The organism is Moraxella sp. E33BD (assembly GCF_041807865.1).
Classification (GTDB): domain Bacteria; phylum Pseudomonadota; class Gammaproteobacteria; order Pseudomonadales; family Moraxellaceae; genus Moraxella; species Moraxella haemolytica.
The window spans coordinates 156998-175116 of the sequence record NZ_JBGTZD010000002.1 but is presented as its reverse complement, the minus strand read 5'-3'; the positions used below and the strand labels follow the sequence as shown (position 1 = coordinate 175116).

Here is an 18119-nt window from a genome sequence, read left to right as displayed (position 1 = left end):
TCACCAACCGTCTAAACAGACAACTCTTGATGGGTGGATTGTACCACATCAAAGCGTAATTTTTCTAGCGGTGCGTCATCGGTTTTATTTGTCTCACCGACATTGTCTGCATGAATTGTTTCAAGTGAAATCTGCACTGTGCCACCCTGACTTAAATCACCAAATAAAATCATCTCTGCCAGCACTTTTTTGATTTCATTTTGGATAAGTCTTGCCATCGGGCGTGCACCCATAAGCCTATCATATCCATTTTTGGCAAGATACTGGCGTACTGCATCATCTACTTCTAGTACAACTTGCTTATCATTAAGCTGGGTTTGTAACTCGGCGATGAATTTATCCACCACAGAGATGATAACTTTCTCATCAAGCGGTGCAAAATTGACAATAGCGTCCAAGCGATTACGAAACTCAGGCGTAAAGGCACGCTTTAACGCTTCGCCATTATCACTGGTGTGGTCTTGATGTGTAAAACCCATAGACGCTCGGCTAATGCTTGTAGCACCAACATTGGTCGTCATGACCAAAACCACCTGCTTAAATGATACAACACGACCATTATTGTCCGTCAATGTGCCATGGTCCATGACTTGCAACAGCAGATTAAACACATCAGGATGTGCCTTTTCAATCTCATCAAGTAGTAGTACGGAATATGGGTGTTTATGGATTTTTTCGGTCAATAGCCCACCTTGCTCAAATCCCACATAACCTGGCGGCGAACCAATCAAGCGTGAAGCCGTATGAGATTCCATGTATTCACTCATATCAAAGCGTACAAGCTCCACTCCCAAGGCTAAGGCAAGCTGCTTACAGACTTCTGTCTTACCCACGCCTGTTGGACCTGAAAACATGAAGGCACCGATAGGCTTATCAACTGGTTTTAGTCCAGCCCGTGATAATTTGATGGCATCAACCAAGCCATCAATTGCTTCATCTTGCCCAAAAATAACATGTTTGAGATTACAAGCTAAATGTTTTAAACTTTCTTTATCGTCTTTTGAGACAGATTTTGGTGGTATGCGAGCAATTTTTGAAACCACCTCTTCAACCATCGCCACATCAATAACAGTGGGGCTATCCGCATTTATTCCATCATCTTTGGCAGTAAACCGAGTGCGTGCACCCACCTCATCCATCACATCAATCGCCTTGTCAGGCAAAAACCTATCTTGAATGTAGCGTGCTGATAAAGACACCGCCGCCTCGAGTGCCTCATCGGTATAATAAACATGATGATGTGACTCATATTTATCCCTTAAACCCTTTAAAATACCCAGTGCATCAGCTTGACTTGGTTCTGCTATATCAATACACTGAAATCTACGAGATAATGCTTGGTCTTTTTCAAAGATTTGACGGTATTCATTAAAGGTTGTCGAACCAATACAACGAAGCTCACCATTTGACAAAGCAGGCTTGATAAGGTTGGACATATCCATCATGCTACTCATGGTTGAGCCTGCCCCAATCATGGTGTGAATCTCATCAATAAACAGCACTGCATCTTGCTCGCTATTTAGGGCGTGCAAGATGGCTTTTAGGCGGTCTTCAAAGTCGCCACGAAATTTCGTTCCCGCCACCAAAGACCCAATATCCAAGGCATAGATGATGGTGTTTTTTAGTGGTTTTGGTGCTCTATCATGGACGATAAGCCATGCCAAACCCTCTGCAATGGCAGTTTTACCCACACCTGCCTCCCCCACAAGCAAAGGATTATTTTTGCGGCGGCGACACAGCACTTGGGCTGTACGCTCAATCTCTGCCTCACGACCAATCAGCGGGTCAATCTTTGCCGCTTTGGCTTTTTCGTTCAGATTGATGGTAAATGCTTGGATAGGATTTTTAATCTTGGTGGTTGTCTGTCTAGGCTTATTGTCAGCAGAATCAGTAGACTCTAACTCTTCTGACTGACCACGATGTGAGATATAACGAAGCACTCGCAGTTTACTGACATCATGTGTCGTTAGTAAATGTAGTGCTTGCGTGTCTTTTTCACCAAAAATCGCCACCAAAATATCCACACAATCAATCAAACGCTCTGTACCACTAGATTGCTGATGCCAGATGGCTCTTTGCAAGACTCGCTCACAGCTCTTGGTGGGCTTGGCAGTCAGCCTATCATCAGCTGTTTTTGGAATATAGTCCGCCAAATAAATCTTTAGAGCATCGCCGAGCTTATCAATATCCACACCAAAATCACCAAACATCTCCTGAATATTAGGACTGCTTAACAAACCAAGCAACAAATGCTCCACCGTGATAAACTCATGGCGATGATTTTTGGTATAACGCTCAATCTCTTGACGCACCAATTGAAAATCCGTACTAAACATCACTCTCCTGCCATATCTAATTTTTTACCCCAAGCTGCACAATTAGGCAAAGTTAGTAAGCCTGATTATTGCTGTTCGGATATTACCAAAGGTTTTTGTTATCAATGGATTATTAAAACTCAAACTTCCATCTTAATTTTTTTCAAGCGTAGCTAAAAGCGGATACTCCAACGCTTCAGCCAATTCGGTTACTTGAGCGACTCGCATTTCAGCGATATCGTATGGCAAAACTGCCACCACCGCACGACCCTTCTCATGAACACAATACATCAGTTCCACCGCTTTATCCAGCGTATGCCCAAAGACATTAACCAAGACATGAACCACAAAATCCATTGTCGTATAATCATCATTATGTAAAACGACCGAATACAGCAGTGGCTCTAGGCGTTCGGTCGCCACATCCGTTATCTCATCTAAGGCGACATCAGAGTCCATATCAGAGGATATGCCTGATGGCTTCATTTGATGATTTTGATGGGAGAATATACTCATAAGTAAATCATTATTCATAATTAAGTGGTTATTAATAATAGTCTTATACATACCTAACAAAAAGCCGAGCCTACGCCCGACCTTTGGTTAATTGCTTTTGATTGGTTTTTTTGTTTATGCTCCCCACCTCTGATAATGAAGTCGGTGCATCACCGATGATTTTACCAACCCGCCAATTATACAACTGCTGAATTTTTTGTTCACCTGCAATCAGCTCAAGTTTCATCTGGTGTGGCACAAAACCTTTTGGCATCACAAAACGCCCACGAATATTTGCCACACCATCAATCTGATAATTTGATGGCTCTAGCGGAATCTCCACCATACTGGTAGCATTAAGCAGTGTTAGGCGTGGTATCATACTCACCGCCCTACCTGATACATCAATCATGGCAACATCAAAGCGATATTCAAATATATTTTCAGGCAAAGCAACAATCTCAGACCCAATCACTTTTAACGCCACACCACCTTGTGCTGCCACCGATGATTTTAACAAATCATTGACTTGAGTAAGCTGTAGATTTTTAATTTCCAGATTGTTTTGCCCTGTATTTAAGCGTTCGATATTGTTAAGGCTAATGTCTCGCTCTTTGGTGATGGCATCAATCTGCTGTTTTAGGCGGATATTTTCAGCAGACAATGCACTTACATCTGTAGATTTTCCTGTCTCAATAGCAGCGTATTTAGCGGTGTATAGCCCTTGACGATGACCAAACCGATAACCAACAAACGCCACAACCAGCGATGTAAACACCAATGCCACCAAAAAGAGTGCTAAGATTTGTGCGGTAGAGCCCGCTTGACTCTTTGAGTGAATCGCTCTATGTTGTGATTGTAATGTTTTTGACATAATCTTTACAATAAACCAAACAAAATTTAGTTATTATAGCAAATATCTCATTAGACTTTTAACTATTTTATCAAAAAATCTAAAAGTGCACAAAAACACTTCGCTCTCATACAGCCCAAACCAGACTTGATTTCTAAGCCTTATTTAATTTCAATCGCTTTAGACGCAACGCATTGGCAAGCACCGAGATAGAGCTCAACGCCATTGTCGCCGCTGCAATAATTGGGTTAAGCAATCCCACACCTGCCAATACGATACCAATGGCATTATAAATAAAAGCAAAAAATAAGTTTTGCTTAATAATGGCAAGCGTAGCTTTTGCGATGACAACCGCATGATGGGCGTGCGTTACTGAGTCACCAATAATCTCAGCGGTAGCCGTGTGCTTGGCGATACTTGCCGCATCATGCACCGAGAAGCTCGCTCGAGCAGCTGCCATCGCTGGTGCATCATTCACACCATCACCCACCATCGCCACCTGTTTGCCTTGTTGTTGCAATTTGATGATTTCATCTGCCTTGTCTCGTGGTGACATTTTGCCATAGTGGTTATCAATACCAAGCTCACCTGCGATATGTGCCACCACACCATCGTGATCGCCACTCATCATGATGACATTGATGCCATCTTGTTGTAGATGATTGATGACAGTTTTGGCATGATCTTTTGGTTTATCAAGCAAAGCAAATACAGCCAAAACACGCCCATCAACCGATAAAGCAACCTGCGTGGCGATTTGCCAAATGTTATCAAAGAGATGATGGTTAGAGACGGATAAGGATGGCTCATCATCCATTAAGGTAGCGTGTGGATAGATGATGTTCGCTTTTTGCGACCGACTTAGCTCCTTAAAATCGCCATCAAAGCCCACAAAACCCCGCGCTCCAACTTTAATCACACCCACGCCCGCCATTTCTCCCATCATGCCCTGTCCGACAATGGTGGTAGGATTATCAATCTCTTTTAGACTTAAGTTTTGCTGTAAAGCAGTGTTCACTAGTGTATTTGCTAGCGGATGATTGGCGTATTGCTCAAGGCTTGCTGTTAACATCAATACCTCATCGTAACTTGCACCATCAGCCAAATAAACCGCTGCAATGCTAGGCACGCCCACCGTCAGCGTACCTGTCTTATCAAAGACAACTGTATCAACTGCTCCTGCCGCCTCCAAACTTACTGCGTCCTTAAAACGCACCCCATGCCGTGCTGCTGTTCCCATGCCTGCCATGATGGCAGCAGGCGTGGCAAGCCCCAAAGCACAAGGACAAGCAATCACCAACACCGCCACCGCTCGCATCAATGCTTCATCAAACACACCCAACATCAACCAATTGATCATAAAGACCAATATGGCAATCACCACCACGACAGGCACAAACACCGCTGTTACACGATCGGTCATTCTAGCAATACTGGCTTTTGTTCCTTGAGCTTCACCAAGTGCCAAGATGGTATCACCCAAAGCGGTATGTTCACCCAACTTTGATACTCGGTATTCAAAACCACCATCTAGCACAATACTTCCTGCTAGCACTGTATCACCCACTTTTTTAAAGATGGGCTGACTCTCCCCTGTCAAGTGTGCCACATCCACCAGGCCCTCGCCCAGTATCATCTCGCCATCAGCAGCGATACGATCACCCATACGAGCTAGCAGAATATCATTCTCATTGACAAGTGCCATCTTGGTCGTAACCCATCGCTCACCTTGTCGCACAGGGACGGTAGTTGGCACCAAGCTCATCAGCATAGAGATGCTATCTAGGCTTTGTTGCTTGGTGCGTAGCTCTAGGTATTTACCCAGACTGACAAACGCCATCACCATCACCGATGCCTCAAAATAAACTTGATGATGAGACTGTTGCCCCATACTTAGCCATAGATAGGTTGAATACGCCCAAATCGCTGTCGTGCCTAAGGCTACTAGCGTATCCATATTGGCAAGACCACCACGAAGTGACGCCCACGCCCCCATATAAAACCGCCAACCAAAGCCAAACTGCACCACACTTGCCAACAAAAACTGCATCCATACAGGTATCATCAGCGAATGACTGCCCACCATCATGCCGACCATACCCACCCAAAAAGGCAAAGACAGCCCCCACAATAACACCAAGTACCAAGGAAAATCTGACGCATTGTCAGCCTGTTTACTTGCTCGGTTATGCTCATTATCAATCAGCTTACCCTCAAACCCCCCTTTCTTAATCCATGACAACACTTCTTGAGCATCTGCCTGATGATGGGTGATACTGAGTGTCTCAGTGGCAAAATTCACCTGTGCTGACACCACAGCAGGATTTTTATGCAATACCTTCTCTAGGCGGTTGGCACAGGCTTGGCAAGTCATGCCTAAGATGGCGTATCTTTGCTTAATGGGATCTTGGGTGGGTGTACTCATGCTTTTACCTATTATCTTTTTGTCTGCCATATTAATCTTACATGGGTACAAATAAAGAATATTCAACGATACTTTTAGATAGATACCGAATTTAGGCACAGCCGTTCTAGCATCATACATACTTTAAGTAATCTTAATGCTCTTTAGATGATCGCATTGTATATCCCAATAAACCCAAACCACCCAATAAAAAAACCGAAAAAATCACTTTTTTCGGTTTTTTTATCCATTTCATCAAGTGTGACCAACTTCTGCATTTGTACAAAAATAAAAAGTCATATATTTTTCAATGAAGCTAGCAGGATTTATGGTTATTTGACTAGCACTTTTTTAATAAAAGGGATATGAAAAATATGTTTTATTTATTTGTCATGCAAAAACAGTGATTGAGTCTCCACGACGCCTGAAGGTCTTACACACTAAGTGGTGCTAAATCCCATCTCTTCAATGGTCTCTATGATTTGACTCTCATCAATCAGCTCATCATCATAAGTAACAACCGCCTGTTCAAGTGGCAAACTTACCTCGACTGCCTGCACACCTGCAAGCTCAACCAATGCATTATTGACCGAAGTTTTACAGCCACCACAAGTCATTCCAAAAACCTTTAAGGTCAAAGTTTCAATACTCACTTTTTCTCTCCAAAATAGTACTTTATATTTTCAAATACAGCTTAAATTACTTTATGGTGTTACAGGCACAACTTCCAAACCCAGTTTTTCATCTAGCCCAAACATGATATTCATGTTTTGTACTGCTTGCCCTGCTGCACCCTTAACCAGATTGTCCTGTACCACCATAATTGTCAAGATATCTCCATCTTGATGAATGCCAATTTTTAAAAAATTAGATGCACGAGTATGGTGAGTCTGTGGAAGCACCTGTTTTGGCAATACATCAACAAAAAACTCATCTTTAAATCTTGATTCAAACACCGCCTGCCAATCGACTTGCTGTCCTGCCTTGGTTAAGGTCAGATGAATGGTGCTAAACATACCACGAATCATCGGCACTAAGTGCGGTACAAAGCGAATTTTATGGTTAAATATTGAACCAAGCAACCCATGAACCCCTTGTTCAATCTCTGGCAAATGACGATGACCTGACACGCCATACGCACTAAAATTATCCGAAGTCTCACTAAATATCAAGTTCAGCTTAGCACTACGCCCTGCACCAGAGATGCCAGATTTAGCATCAATGATGATATGCTCATCAATCAGTGGCGTACTTTGACGGTTTTGTTCTGCAATAATGGCAGCCAAACCCAAGATGGCAGTAGTCGGATAACAACCAGGATTACCGACAACTTGAGCGTCTTTAATTAAATGACGGTTAATCTCAGGCAGTCCATAAGCCGATTGTCTCAAAATCTCTTCACAGTCGTGCGTCATGTCATACCACCGCTGAAAAGCGGTCAAATCTTGCAAACGAAAATCCGCTGCCAAATCAATGATTTTTACCCCACGACTTGTTAATAACGGTGCCGACTTCATCGCAACCCCATGCGGTGTCGCAAAAAACACCACATCACATTCAGTTAGCTTCTCATCATCAGCATCGCTAAAGGCGATATCACAAATACCACGCAAATTCGGAAATAGTTCGCTTACCTGCCTACCTACCTCTGTGCGAGAAGTTAGCATGACAATCATTATTAGCGGATGACAAGACAGCAGACGGATCAGCTCCACGCCTGTATAACCCGTACCACCGACAATACCCACTTTAATCTGCTTTTGTTGCTCTGACATACACCTCTCCACGCCAAAATTAGATATTAAAATACAAAAACACCACAAATTGTACCACCAATCCCCTTAACTGTGCCAGTCATTATCACAAAATAAGCAATTTACAAACCAACACAACCACATTTTTAGCGAATTTAAAACCGCTTTTTAACATTCACCATCAACTACAACCAAACCTTTTGCTAATTTTTAAAAATTTTTACTATTTTTTGCTATTTTGACTTGATAAAATCTGATTTTAAGTTAAGCTATATTGTTAATAATTTTCTCAAGCTCTCTTAAACCACATATGACCATGTCAAAATCCGATAACACCAACTTTATCCCCGATTATGAGCAGATCGCTCACCACTACGCCAATATCATCAAAGGTAGCGGCGAAGACCTAAGCAGAGAAGGACTCTTAGATACGCCCATGCGTGCAGCCAAGGCTTTTGGCCACCTAACTCGTGGTTACCATCAATCGCTTAAGGTTGTTGCTAATGATGCCATCTTTGCATCAGACAATCCTGAGTTAGTGTTGGTACAAAATATTGAATTTTATTCTTTGTGCGAGCATCATCTACTACCTTTTTATGGTGTAGCTCATGTCGGCTATCTGCCTAATGGCAAGGTACTTGGTCTATCCAAAGTAGCACGCATCGTTGATATGTATGCTCGTCGCTTACAAATTCAAGAAAATCTCACCAAGCAAGTTGCCATTGCCATTGAAGAATTAACAGGGTGTCGTGGCGTGGCAGTCGTGATGGATGCCAGTCATATGTGCATGATGATGCGTGGTGTCGGCAAGCAACAATCCACTACTCGCACGGTCAGCATGCTGGGCGAATTCACCACCAACAACCAAGCTCGTGGTGAATTTTTGGATGCCATTCCAAGACGAAGTCCTGCTTTTGGTTAATCCAACCATCACTTCATTTACCCATAAGAGACACTCTTATGGGTTTTTTATCCCAAAAAACCAACAACTTAACCACCAAATAAGCCAAAGCCAACTTGAAAATTAACCAAAAGATGTTATAATGACCCTCACTGAAGTGTTCGCCAGCAGAGCGTATTCCTGAGCCGATAATCTTACTTTAGGAACGCATGACTACTATTTTGTTGAGCAGGCCTGCATCTTTGCGATGTATCAGGAAGCCATAATAAATAGTGATGCCTTCCGCCTTGAACTTCACGGTTCATGGTAACCCCTTTGCAGCGACACTTTGGTATTTTATTGCTTATTTTTAATAAAAATACCAAAAAATTGATAAAAATTTCATTTTTTTATTGACAAGCATAAAAAACCTGTTATAATACGCACCATCTTAAGCGACTTGCTAGATATTCCCCAATAGCTCAGTCGGTAGAGCATCGGACTGTTAATCCGTGTGTCCCTGGTTCGAGCCCAGGTTGGGGAGCCATTTTCTGCTAGAAACAGCAACAAAAAAGCCTTTCAATACGAAAGGCTTTTTTGTTTTTTAGCTTGAAAATCTCTATACAAATCCTTATTATAACCACAGATGACCATCATCGCTTTTTATATTTTATGACAAAATTAAGGAAAAATTCTTGAGCATTACCCGTACGCTTACCCTAGCACTAGATACTAACGAGCTACGCAATTTAGCTGGCGAATACAACAAGCATCTAAAATACCTACAAGAACGCCTAGAAATCCAAATCATACAACGACAAAACAATTTCATCTTAACAGGTGATATTAACATGGTTGAGCGTGGTGAGTTCATTATTAACAAACTTGCTAAGATTGCCAACAATGACATCGATGGTGAAGAGTTGCATCTCATTATCCAATCAAGTCTGGCACGAGATGCTGTTAAATCAGACACCCAAAACAAAAAGCCTCTTTATGCCGACATTAGCCTAAGAACTCGCAAAGGTAAAATTACCCCTAGAGGCTACAATCAACAAGAATATGTCAAAAAAATCCTTATCTCCGATATCTCATTTGGCGTAGGTCCTGCTGGCACAGGTAAGACTTATCTGGCGGTGGCTTGTGCCGTAGATATGCTAGAGCGTGGGGAGATTGAGCGAATCTTACTTGTACGACCTGCTGTTGAAGCGGGCGAAAAATTAGGTTTTTTACCAGGCGATTTAACCCAAAAGATTGATCCTTATTTGCGTCCGCTATATGATGCCTTATATGAAATGCTTGGGTTTGAAAAAGTAGGCAAGCTACTTGAGCGACAAATCATTGAGGTAGCCCCCCTTGCTTATATGCGTGGTCGCACACTGAATAATAGCTTTGTGATTCTTGATGAAGCACAAAATACCACACCAGAGCAGATGAAGATGTTTCTTACCCGACTAGGTTTTGGCTCTCGTGCGGTAATTACAGGCGACATGACACAGGTGGATTTGCCCCGTGGGCACAAGTCGGGTCTCTCCCAAGCTTTGGATATTTTATCCAAGATTGATGAGATTCACATCACTCGCTTTGACAGCAAAGATGTGGTGCGTCATCATTTGGTACAAAAAATCGTTCAGGCCTATGACGCCTTTGATGATGAACAAGAAAGGCTTAAAGCTGAGCGTAAGGCTGCACAACTCACCAAAGAGCTTGCCAAAACCCAAGAAGTACAAAACCAAAATGATGCGGAACCTAATAATGGCTAAAACCCTGTTCTATATTGATTATCACGATGAAATCGACAGTCAACGCTATGATGAGAAATATATAAGTCAAGTCATAGACCACACACTATCTATCATGAGCGATAAACTCAATAAAGGCGTTTGTTTTGCTTACTTTGAGGATGCGATGGATTACTGGCGTCAATCCAAGACGCTAGACATCTACATTACTAACGCTATTGAAGGTAAAATGCTAAACTTGGAGGCTCGTGGCAAAGATTACGCCACGAATATCTTGTCTTATCCAAGCGAACTACCGCCTGATGTTTTTGAGATGATGGGTGAGATACCACTAGGCGAACTCATCATCTGCCATGATGTTGTGGTGCGTGAAGCAAATGAACAAAATAAAACTTTTAAATTCCACCTCACCCATCTCATTGTGCATGGTATTTTGCATTTATTAGGTTTTGATCATGAAATCAGCGATATGGATGCAGACGAGATGGAGGGTTTTGAGATTGAGATTTTGCAAGGATTGGGTATTAGTAACCCCTACGCCTAGCTTCTTAAGTTGCTGTTTAGTCATTAATTAAACACGAAACCAAAAAAGCAATCTTGTCGGATTGCTTTTTTATTTGAATAAGGCACGGCTTAAATAACCGACAACTCATCTACAATCAATTGTAATTTATCATTAGGACAATCCGCACCTGTGATAGAACGACCAATTACCAAATAATCCGATCCATAGCTCAAGGCTTCTTTTGGTGTGCAGATACGCTGCTGGTCGTCTTTAGCATCGCTAGCTAGGCGAATACCAGGGGTGATGAGTTTAAAATCATCACCCAAATGCTGCTTTAATAGGCGAGCTTCTTGAGCGGAACACACCACACCATCTAAACCGGCATTTTTGGTTAAGGTTGCTAATCGTAACACCTGTGAGGTCATATCCTCTGCGATGCCAAGCTCTGCCAATTCTTCATTCGCCATTGAGGTTAAGACCGTAACAGCAATCAGTAGCGTCTGATAGTCGCCTGCTTGTAGGCGTGATTTAGCAAGCGTCATTGCCCTTGAACCTGACATGGCGTGTACATTGACCATCCACACACCCAAGTCGGCAGCTGATAGCACCGCCTGAGCGATGGTATTGGGAATATCATGGAATTTTAAATCCAAAAAAATCTCAAAGCCACGCTGATGGAATTCTTGCACCACCTTTGGACCACAAGCCGTAAAAAGTTCTTTGCCCACCTTTAGGCGACATAGCGTTGGATCTAAGGCATCTGCCAACATCAACGCCCCAGACAAGTCGTGTTTATCAACAGCGACAATAATAGGAGATTTAACCATGAGCTTAACTTATAGATTGGACGCTGGTGTGGTACTTGGTGCTGCATTCTCTACAATCACAGTATCCACAGGACGAATTTCAGCTTGCTGGGCAAGTTTAATATTTGCTTCAGTCAGCTGTGATTGGGCAAGTTTCAGCTCTTTTCTTAGACGGCTAATTTCCCATTTATTTTGAAGTACACGGAAAACAAGCAAAGCAAGCAACATTCCCAAAACAATACCAAGTGCAATCGTAACAACCAACAACAAACCAAGATTCATTGTCGGTACATGCGAGAACATCAAATTCACCGCAACTTCACTATTGTTCATCAGCACCAAGCCAATGGCATAAGCACAGACTGCTACCAAAAGAATAATCAAAATAATATGCATGGAACTTCTCTATTTAAAATAAAATGATATGCATGAAATCAGTCGTTAATTGCATCCACCGCTTCTCTTAATGCCTTGCCCGGCTTAAAATATGGCACGGCTTTCGCCTTAACAGCGACCGTCTCACCGGTACGAGGATTTCGGGCATTACGAGCATCTCGATGATGCAGACAAAAACTACCAAAGCCACGAACTTCTATGCGACCATCATGTGATAAGCTATCAACCATCAGACCGATAATTTCACGCACCGCTTCATCAACAATTGATTCTTCTATGCCATCGCATGCGGATGCTAAATTTGAGATTAGGTCAGATTTATTGATCACTTGCTGAGCTTGTTGCATATACCCCACCTTGGTTGATGGATTATCCATCAATTTACTTAACAAACATGCAATCTTTAGTAAGATTTTCGTCAGATGCTAATAATAACGGAAAAATTGGCAAATGTGAATGAATTTTTTGTTAGTTTTCATTATTTTGTTAGATATTTTATCATAACTAAAAATCCGTTAATATCCCAACTATGTAATTAGTTGGCAATCCACCATACTGTCATCATATGTAATTAGCATTTACAGTACATGACTAAAAATTAGCAATAAAAAAGGGCAACGACTGTCACCCTTTTTTATTGCTAGGACTAAAATTAGCCTTTTAGCTGATTAGCAAAGATATCTCCTAGGGTTTTAGGCTGATTCTCCGCTGCAGTGTTTGATAACTCTCTGATGGCTTGACGCTCATCAGCTTCATCTTTGGCTTTCACAGATAGAGTGATACCACGAGATTTACGATCAATACGAACGATTTTTGCTTCTACTTCATCACCAACGCTTAGTACTTTAGAAGCATCTTCGGTACGCTCACGAGCGATGTCAGCAGCAGCTAGGTAGCCTTCTACTTCATCAGCTAGAGTAATAACAGCACCTTTAGCATCTACTTCTTTAACCGAACCTTTTACGATAGCACCACGGTCGTTAGCCAATAGATACTCGTTGAATGGGTCAGAGTTAAGCTGTTTGATGCCTAGACTGATACGGTTAGCTTCTGCATCCACTTGTAGAACAACAGCTTCTACAGTATCGCCTTTGGTATAGTTGCGGATAGCTTCTTCGCCAGACTCAGTCCAAGAGATGTCTGATAGATGAACCAGACCATCAATACCGCCTTCTAGACCGATGAACAAGCCAAAGTCAGTGATTGACTTGATGGTACCAGAGATTTTGTCACCTTTGGCATGGTTTTTGTCAAACTCTTCCCATGGGTTTGGCATGGTTTGCTTGATGCCCAAGCTGATGCGACGACGCTCACCATCAATTTCAAGAACCATAACATCAACTTCATCGCCCACTTGAACAACTTTTGATGGGTGGATGTTTTTATTAGTATGATCCATTTCAGACACATGCACCAAACCTTCAATACCTTCTGCGATTTCTGCAAAGCAACCGTAGTCAGTTAGGTTAGTTACACAAGCTTTAGTGATGGTACCTACTGGGTAAGTTTGCTCAACTTCTCCCCAAGGATCAGAGCCAAGTTGTTTTAGACCTAGAGATACACGGTTACGCTCACGGTCAAACTTCAATACTTTTACTTTAAGGTCTTGACCAACTTCTACCGCTTCTGATGGATGCTTGATGCGTTTCCATGCCATATCAGTGATGTGCAGTAGACCATCAATGCCACCTAGATCAACGAATGCACCGTAGTCAGTTAGGTTCTTAACGATACCTTGAACTTCCATACCTTCTTCTAGCTTAGCTAGTAGCTCATCACGCTCAGCTGAGTTTTCAGCTTCCATAACAGCACGACGAGATACAACAATGTTGTTGCGTTGCTTGTCAATCTTGATGACTTTAAACTCTAGCTCTTTGCCTTCTAGATGAGTGGTTTCACGAACAGGACGAACATCTACCAATGAACCTGGTAGGAACGCACGCACAGAACCAATCTCAACAGTAAAGCCACCTTTAACTTTAGAAGAGATAAGACCAGTAACGATTTCGTCATTTTCATGAAGCTGCTCAAGAGCACGCCAACTTTCTTCACGCTTCGCTTTTTCACGAGAAAGAACAGTTTCGCCCATACCGTTGTCAACTTTTTCAACAACAACATCAACTTTATCGCCAATGGCAACTTCTAGTTCGCCAGCTTCGTTCAAGAATTCTGAACGCACAATAAAGCCTTCTGATTTCAGACCAGTGTCAACAGTGATACGCTCGTTGTCAATGGCAACGACTGTACCAGAAATTACAGCACCGATCTCAACTTTGATTTCGTTGGCGTTGCTTTGTTCAAACAGTTCAGCAAATGATAAACTCATTAGTAATACCTTAAAATTAGCCGTAGCCTGTCCAGCACAGTACGGTTCAAGTGATGTGTGCTATTGAGAGGTGCTGGTTTTGACTCAAATAGCAACACAAAAATATGATAAACCCAATAATTATATCAGATATTTATTAAAATAGATAGCGATTTATTTTAAGATAATACACCCACTGCTGCCCTTTTGCCCCATAACGGTTCGCACTTGCCTTATAAAACCCACCTTTTCATAAAGTCTTTGGGCGGACGCATTGGCGTGATTTACCCCAAGTACAATCTCATTACAAAGGGGGATATGTTTATTGACATCGAGCGAAGCAGGACGGCATTAGAATTATCGGTGTAGCGGTATTTGTCCTATCCAAAATCTAGCACAAAAACCCCACTGCCCGATGCAAGCCATCGTCCAAAATCACCACCCTATAAGCATCCACAAGCTCATCATCAAACCAGTCTTTTGGCAGGGTGGTGAACTGCATTTGTTCATCGTTTAACTCATAAGACAGTTCATCTTGGTGTGTGGTGCTAAGTGGAGTAAGCATTATCATAATTTACCCTGTGCAAACGCCAAAATCTCATCAAACACCACATCTGCCGATTTGTCTGAGCTATCAATCACAAGGGCATCTATGGCAGGGCGACTTGGGGCAACGGCACGATTCTCATCTCGCTCATCTCGGGCGATGATGTCTGCCAAAATCGCATGATAATCCAACACTTTGCCTGCTGTTTGTAATTGTAGCACCCGTCTGTCAGCACGAGCCTTAGCACTTGCGGTCAAAAATACCTTAACAGGGGCATCGGGGAAAATCACCGTCCCCATGTCTCGCCCATCTGCCACAAGCCCCGCCTTGTCTTTTGCCATGTTTTTTTGTAAGTCAAATAAAGCCGTTCGCACGCTTGGCAATACAGCTACCCTAGATGCATATCCGCCCACGATTTCATTGCGAATGTCGTCCGTTAAGGGCGTATTATCCACTAGGATTTCCACTGTTTTTGTGGTGGTATTGGGGCGAAAAGATAGGTTTAAAGACTGGGTTAATTTGGCAACTTTTTGCTCGTCAATCTCTGTATCGTCAAGCAAACCGTTTTTAAATGCCATCAGACCAATGATGCGATACAACGCCCCACTATCTAACAACTCAAAACCAAAATGCTCGGCAAGACGATATGCCACCGTGCCTTTACCTGCCCCCGAAGGGCCGTCAATGGTGATGATTTTTGGGGTTGTCATAAAAGTTCTCTTTAATATTTTTACAAAATGACTGGTAAGATGAAAATCCGTCATTAGACTTTACACCCTTCATTGATTTGGCTTTCAATTCTCGCCTTTTTCTTATCAGCTCGTCTTTGTTTAAAAAATTGGCTTAACATCATTGAACTTTCATTTGCCAACAGCCCACCTTGAATGGCGATGGTGTGATTATAAAAAGGCTCTTTGGCAAGATTTAACTGGCTTGCCACCGCCCCTGCTTTTGGTTCATACGCCCCAAACACCACACGGCTCACACGGGCATGAATGAGCGAACCAAAACACATGGTACACGGCTCTAATGTAACATACAGCGTACTGCCAATCGGCAGGCGATAATTTTGCACCCACCTGCACGCCTGACGCAAGGCAACAATTTCGGCATGGTGCGTTGGGTCGTGCGTGCCAATCGGGCAATTAAAGCCTTCACCCAAAATCTGCCCGTCATGCACCACCACAGCCCCCACAGGTATCTCGCCACGCTCCGCCCCATGTCTGGCAAGGGTTAAGGCTTGATTCATCATGATAACATCGGTAGGCGACCAAAATTTCAAGGAGCTAAAATTTGGCAAAACACACGCCATTTTAGACACAAGGTCATATGCAATGCCACGATACGCCATTACTGTGGTAGCATCCAATCAATCGCCCCTTTGCCGTGTCTGATAAGATAATCATTGGTCTGCGAAAACGGACGAGAACCAAAAAATCCACCACGATTTGCCGATAAGGGGGATGGGTGATTTGCGGTTAAAATCAAGTGGCGAGATGTGTCAATAAACCGCCCCTTTTTCTTGGCATAACTGCCCCAAAGGATAAATACCGTATGGTCGGTTTTTTTATTGATGACATCAATCACTGCATCGGTGAACTCTTCCCAGCCCCTACCTTGATGAGAACCTGCCTGCCCATTTTCAACGGTGAGCGTAGCATTAAGCAGTAATACGCCTTGATTTGCCCAGTGCGTCAGATCGCCATGAGCCGATACAGGAATATTTAAATCCATCGCCAATTCTTTTAGGATATTTTGCAGGCTTGGTGGCTTGGAGATGATTCTGGGAACACTAAATGATAATCCCATCGCCTGCCCCGCCCCATGATAAGGATCTTGCCCCAGTATGACGACCTTTACACTTGATAAAGGTGTGGTATTTAACGCATTAAAAATCAATGATTTAGAAGGATAGATGGTCTTGTTCTGTGCATATTCATGTTGCAAAAATGCACGCAGATTGTCCATAGTGGCAGACAGCAGAACATCGCATAACGCCATTTTCCAATCATCGGGCAACTGGACTTTTTGTAAGGCGGTGAGTTGGTCGGAGGTGTATTGAGTATTCATGACTAACCATATTGAAAATTGGACGACTGTTTTTAATTTTTTATGCCGTCCAACCATGATTTTGGATTATTTGTTGTGCGTTTTGGTTTTATTAAGCTGATCAGAATGTGCCTTGACAATAACAGTTTTTGCCAATCTATCATGCCAGCCTTGCTTTTTATCACTCTTAGCTGCCAAAAAGTAATTCACCGCAACCAGTACTAATGCTAAATTAAAAGGCAGTGCCATCGCAAGCCAATAAATTACCAGCAATAAAATGGTGCGAACACCTATCAAAGCACCAAATGACGGTAGTTTGCCAGTCTTTTCATCAACAGCACGAATGCCGGTAACCAGTTTGCCAAACGATTGCCCACGCATGATGATAAGTAGCAACTGAATCAAAAAATATCCGCCAAGCATAAGGAGCGTCATGGTTGCTACTTGAGTTGGAATCTGCTCAGCAAGTGTCTGGGCATATGCCATGCGTGATTCAAAGTTGCCGGTGGTCATCAGCTGACGATCAGGATTCAACTTCATCAATCCTGAAATAAACGGCATGAATGCAACAAGAAATAAAGTCATGTTAATTGCCAATGCCAAAAAACGACTGCCGATAGATGCGTACACAGTTTCAGAGGGATGATGAACTTTACCATTCAATGAATTTGATGGGTTTGGTTTGGCTGGGTTGATTGGCTGACGACCATACAACTCATCAACACTCACACGCTTATCTGCGTGTGTTTTGAACTCAACATTATCGCCAAAACCACGCTGACTTGATGGCTGGGCTGACTGATTGGCTGACTGCAAATTGGTGGTGTTTGGCTGGTAACTTAGTTGACCACCAGTAACATCGCCAATTTTTTGCCAACCATTCATTCCCGCATGCCACATCAAATCATCAAGAACCACCGCTCCTGATGAAAGCATGATATTGACCTCTTCGAGAGTGTATGGACCTGCTTGAACTTTATTTCTAGCTAAAAAAATTTTCATTTTACTGTCGTCATGATGAAATTTTTTTATTTTAAACGAAAATGTGGCAAGTTACAATAATTGAAT

Annotated in this window: 18 protein-coding genes, 1 tRNA gene and 1 other RNA gene; 5 read left to right on the top strand and 15 right to left on the bottom strand. The window is 42.6% G+C overall.

Annotated features, from left to right (window positions below):
* Window positions 1-11: 11 nt before the first annotated feature.
* The 6 genes from clpA to argC form a co-directional block, all read right to left on the bottom strand.
* On the bottom strand, window positions 12-2336 hold the full coding sequence (gene clpA / locus ACERC6_RS02005; protein ID WP_373627569.1) for an ATP-dependent Clp protease ATP-binding subunit ClpA: 2325 nt from the start codon (window positions 2334-2336) through the stop codon (window positions 12-14).
* 132 nt (window positions 2337-2468) lie between these two features.
* Entirely contained in the window at window positions 2469-2831 is a 363-nt protein-coding gene (locus ACERC6_RS02000; RefSeq protein ID WP_373627568.1) for an ATP-dependent Clp protease adaptor ClpS, read from the bottom strand.
* A 70-nt stretch (window positions 2832-2901) separates the two neighbouring features.
* Window positions 2902-3684, bottom strand: coding sequence for a hypothetical protein (locus ACERC6_RS01995; RefSeq protein ID WP_373627566.1), 783 nt, complete (start codon window positions 3682-3684; stop codon window positions 2902-2904).
* Between the two features lie 133 nt (window positions 3685-3817).
* A complete protein-coding gene (locus ACERC6_RS01990) occupies window positions 3818-6088 on the bottom strand; it encodes a heavy metal translocating P-type ATPase (RefSeq protein WP_373627564.1) in 2271 nt (756 codons plus the stop codon).
* 419 nt (window positions 6089-6507) lie between these two features.
* The gene (locus ACERC6_RS01985) at window positions 6508-6720 is read right to left on the bottom strand and encodes a heavy-metal-associated domain-containing protein (RefSeq protein ID WP_284674285.1); all 213 of its coding nucleotides are present in this window, start codon (window positions 6718-6720) and stop codon (window positions 6508-6510) included.
* A gap of 51 nt (window positions 6721-6771) precedes the next feature.
* Window positions 6772-7842: an N-acetyl-gamma-glutamyl-phosphate reductase gene (argC, locus tag ACERC6_RS01980; RefSeq protein ID WP_373627561.1), complete on the bottom strand. Its 1071-nt coding sequence runs from the start codon at window positions 7840-7842 to the stop codon at window positions 6772-6774.
* A gap of 295 nt (window positions 7843-8137) precedes the next feature.
* Here argC and folE point away from each other — a divergent pair, with 295 nt between their 5' ends.
* The 5 genes from folE (at window position 8138) to ybeY (ending at window position 10987) form a co-directional block, all read left to right on the top strand.
* Entirely contained in the window at window positions 8138-8743 is a 606-nt protein-coding gene (folE, locus tag ACERC6_RS01975; protein ID WP_284674572.1) for a GTP cyclohydrolase I FolE, read from the top strand.
* A gap of 125 nt (window positions 8744-8868) precedes the next feature.
* Window positions 8869-9061, top strand: a non-coding RNA gene (gene ssrS, locus ACERC6_RS01970) — 6S RNA.
* A gap of 111 nt (window positions 9062-9172) precedes the next feature.
* Window positions 9173-9248, top strand: a tRNA-Asn gene (locus ACERC6_RS01965).
* Between the two features lie 148 nt (window positions 9249-9396).
* Entirely contained in the window at window positions 9397-10464 is a 1068-nt protein-coding gene (locus ACERC6_RS01960; RefSeq protein WP_373627559.1) for a PhoH family protein, read from the top strand.
* A gap of 94 nt (window positions 10465-10558) precedes the next feature.
* The gene (gene ybeY, locus ACERC6_RS01955; RefSeq protein ID WP_373627608.1) at window positions 10559-10987 is read left to right on the top strand and encodes an rRNA maturation RNase YbeY; all 429 of its coding nucleotides are present in this window, start codon (window positions 10559-10561) and stop codon (window positions 10985-10987) included.
* Between the two features lie 89 nt (window positions 10988-11076).
* On the opposite strand, the gene pyrF is transcribed toward ybeY, so the two are convergent.
* The 9 genes from pyrF to ACERC6_RS01910 all read right to left on the bottom strand — a co-directional run bounded on the left by pyrF (window position 11077) and on the right by ACERC6_RS01910 (window position 18053).
* The gene (pyrF, locus tag ACERC6_RS01950; RefSeq protein WP_373627558.1) at window positions 11077-11775 is read right to left on the bottom strand and encodes an orotidine-5'-phosphate decarboxylase; all 699 of its coding nucleotides are present in this window, start codon (window positions 11773-11775) and stop codon (window positions 11077-11079) included.
* A gap of 9 nt (window positions 11776-11784) precedes the next feature.
* The gene (locus ACERC6_RS01945; protein ID WP_284674280.1) at window positions 11785-12150 is read right to left on the bottom strand and encodes a LapA family protein; all 366 of its coding nucleotides are present in this window, start codon (window positions 12148-12150) and stop codon (window positions 11785-11787) included.
* A gap of 38 nt (window positions 12151-12188) precedes the next feature.
* The gene (locus ACERC6_RS01940; RefSeq protein ID WP_284674279.1) at window positions 12189-12497 is read right to left on the bottom strand and encodes an HU family DNA-binding protein; all 309 of its coding nucleotides are present in this window, start codon (window positions 12495-12497) and stop codon (window positions 12189-12191) included.
* Between the two features lie 305 nt (window positions 12498-12802).
* Entirely contained in the window at window positions 12803-14476 is a 1674-nt protein-coding gene (rpsA, locus tag ACERC6_RS01935; RefSeq protein WP_373627555.1) for a 30S ribosomal protein S1, read from the bottom strand.
* Window positions 14477-14846: 370 nt separating this feature from the next.
* Window positions 14847-15026: a hypothetical protein gene (locus ACERC6_RS01930; RefSeq protein WP_284674277.1), complete on the bottom strand. Its 180-nt coding sequence runs from the start codon at window positions 15024-15026 to the stop codon at window positions 14847-14849.
* A complete protein-coding gene (gene cmk, locus ACERC6_RS01925; RefSeq protein ID WP_373627553.1) occupies window positions 15023-15712 on the bottom strand; it encodes a (d)CMP kinase in 690 nt (229 codons plus the stop codon). Before cmk ends, ACERC6_RS01930 begins: the two co-directional genes overlap by 4 nt.
* Before the next feature lie 53 nt (window positions 15713-15765).
* Window positions 15766-16371: a tRNA adenosine(34) deaminase TadA gene (gene tadA, locus ACERC6_RS01920; protein ID WP_373627552.1), complete on the bottom strand. Its 606-nt coding sequence runs from the start codon at window positions 16369-16371 to the stop codon at window positions 15766-15768.
* Window positions 16353-17072 carry a uracil-DNA glycosylase gene (gene ung / locus ACERC6_RS01915; RefSeq protein WP_373627550.1) on the bottom strand — a complete coding sequence of 240 codons (720 nt, stop codon included), beginning with the start codon at window positions 17070-17072 and terminating at the stop codon, window positions 16353-16355. The genes tadA and ung overlap by 19 nt, the downstream gene beginning before the upstream one ends.
* 66 nt (window positions 17073-17138) lie before the next feature.
* Window positions 17139-18053, bottom strand: coding sequence for an RDD family protein (locus ACERC6_RS01910; protein ID WP_373627548.1), 915 nt, complete (start codon window positions 18051-18053; stop codon window positions 17139-17141).
* Window positions 18054-18119 lie beyond the last annotated feature (66 nt).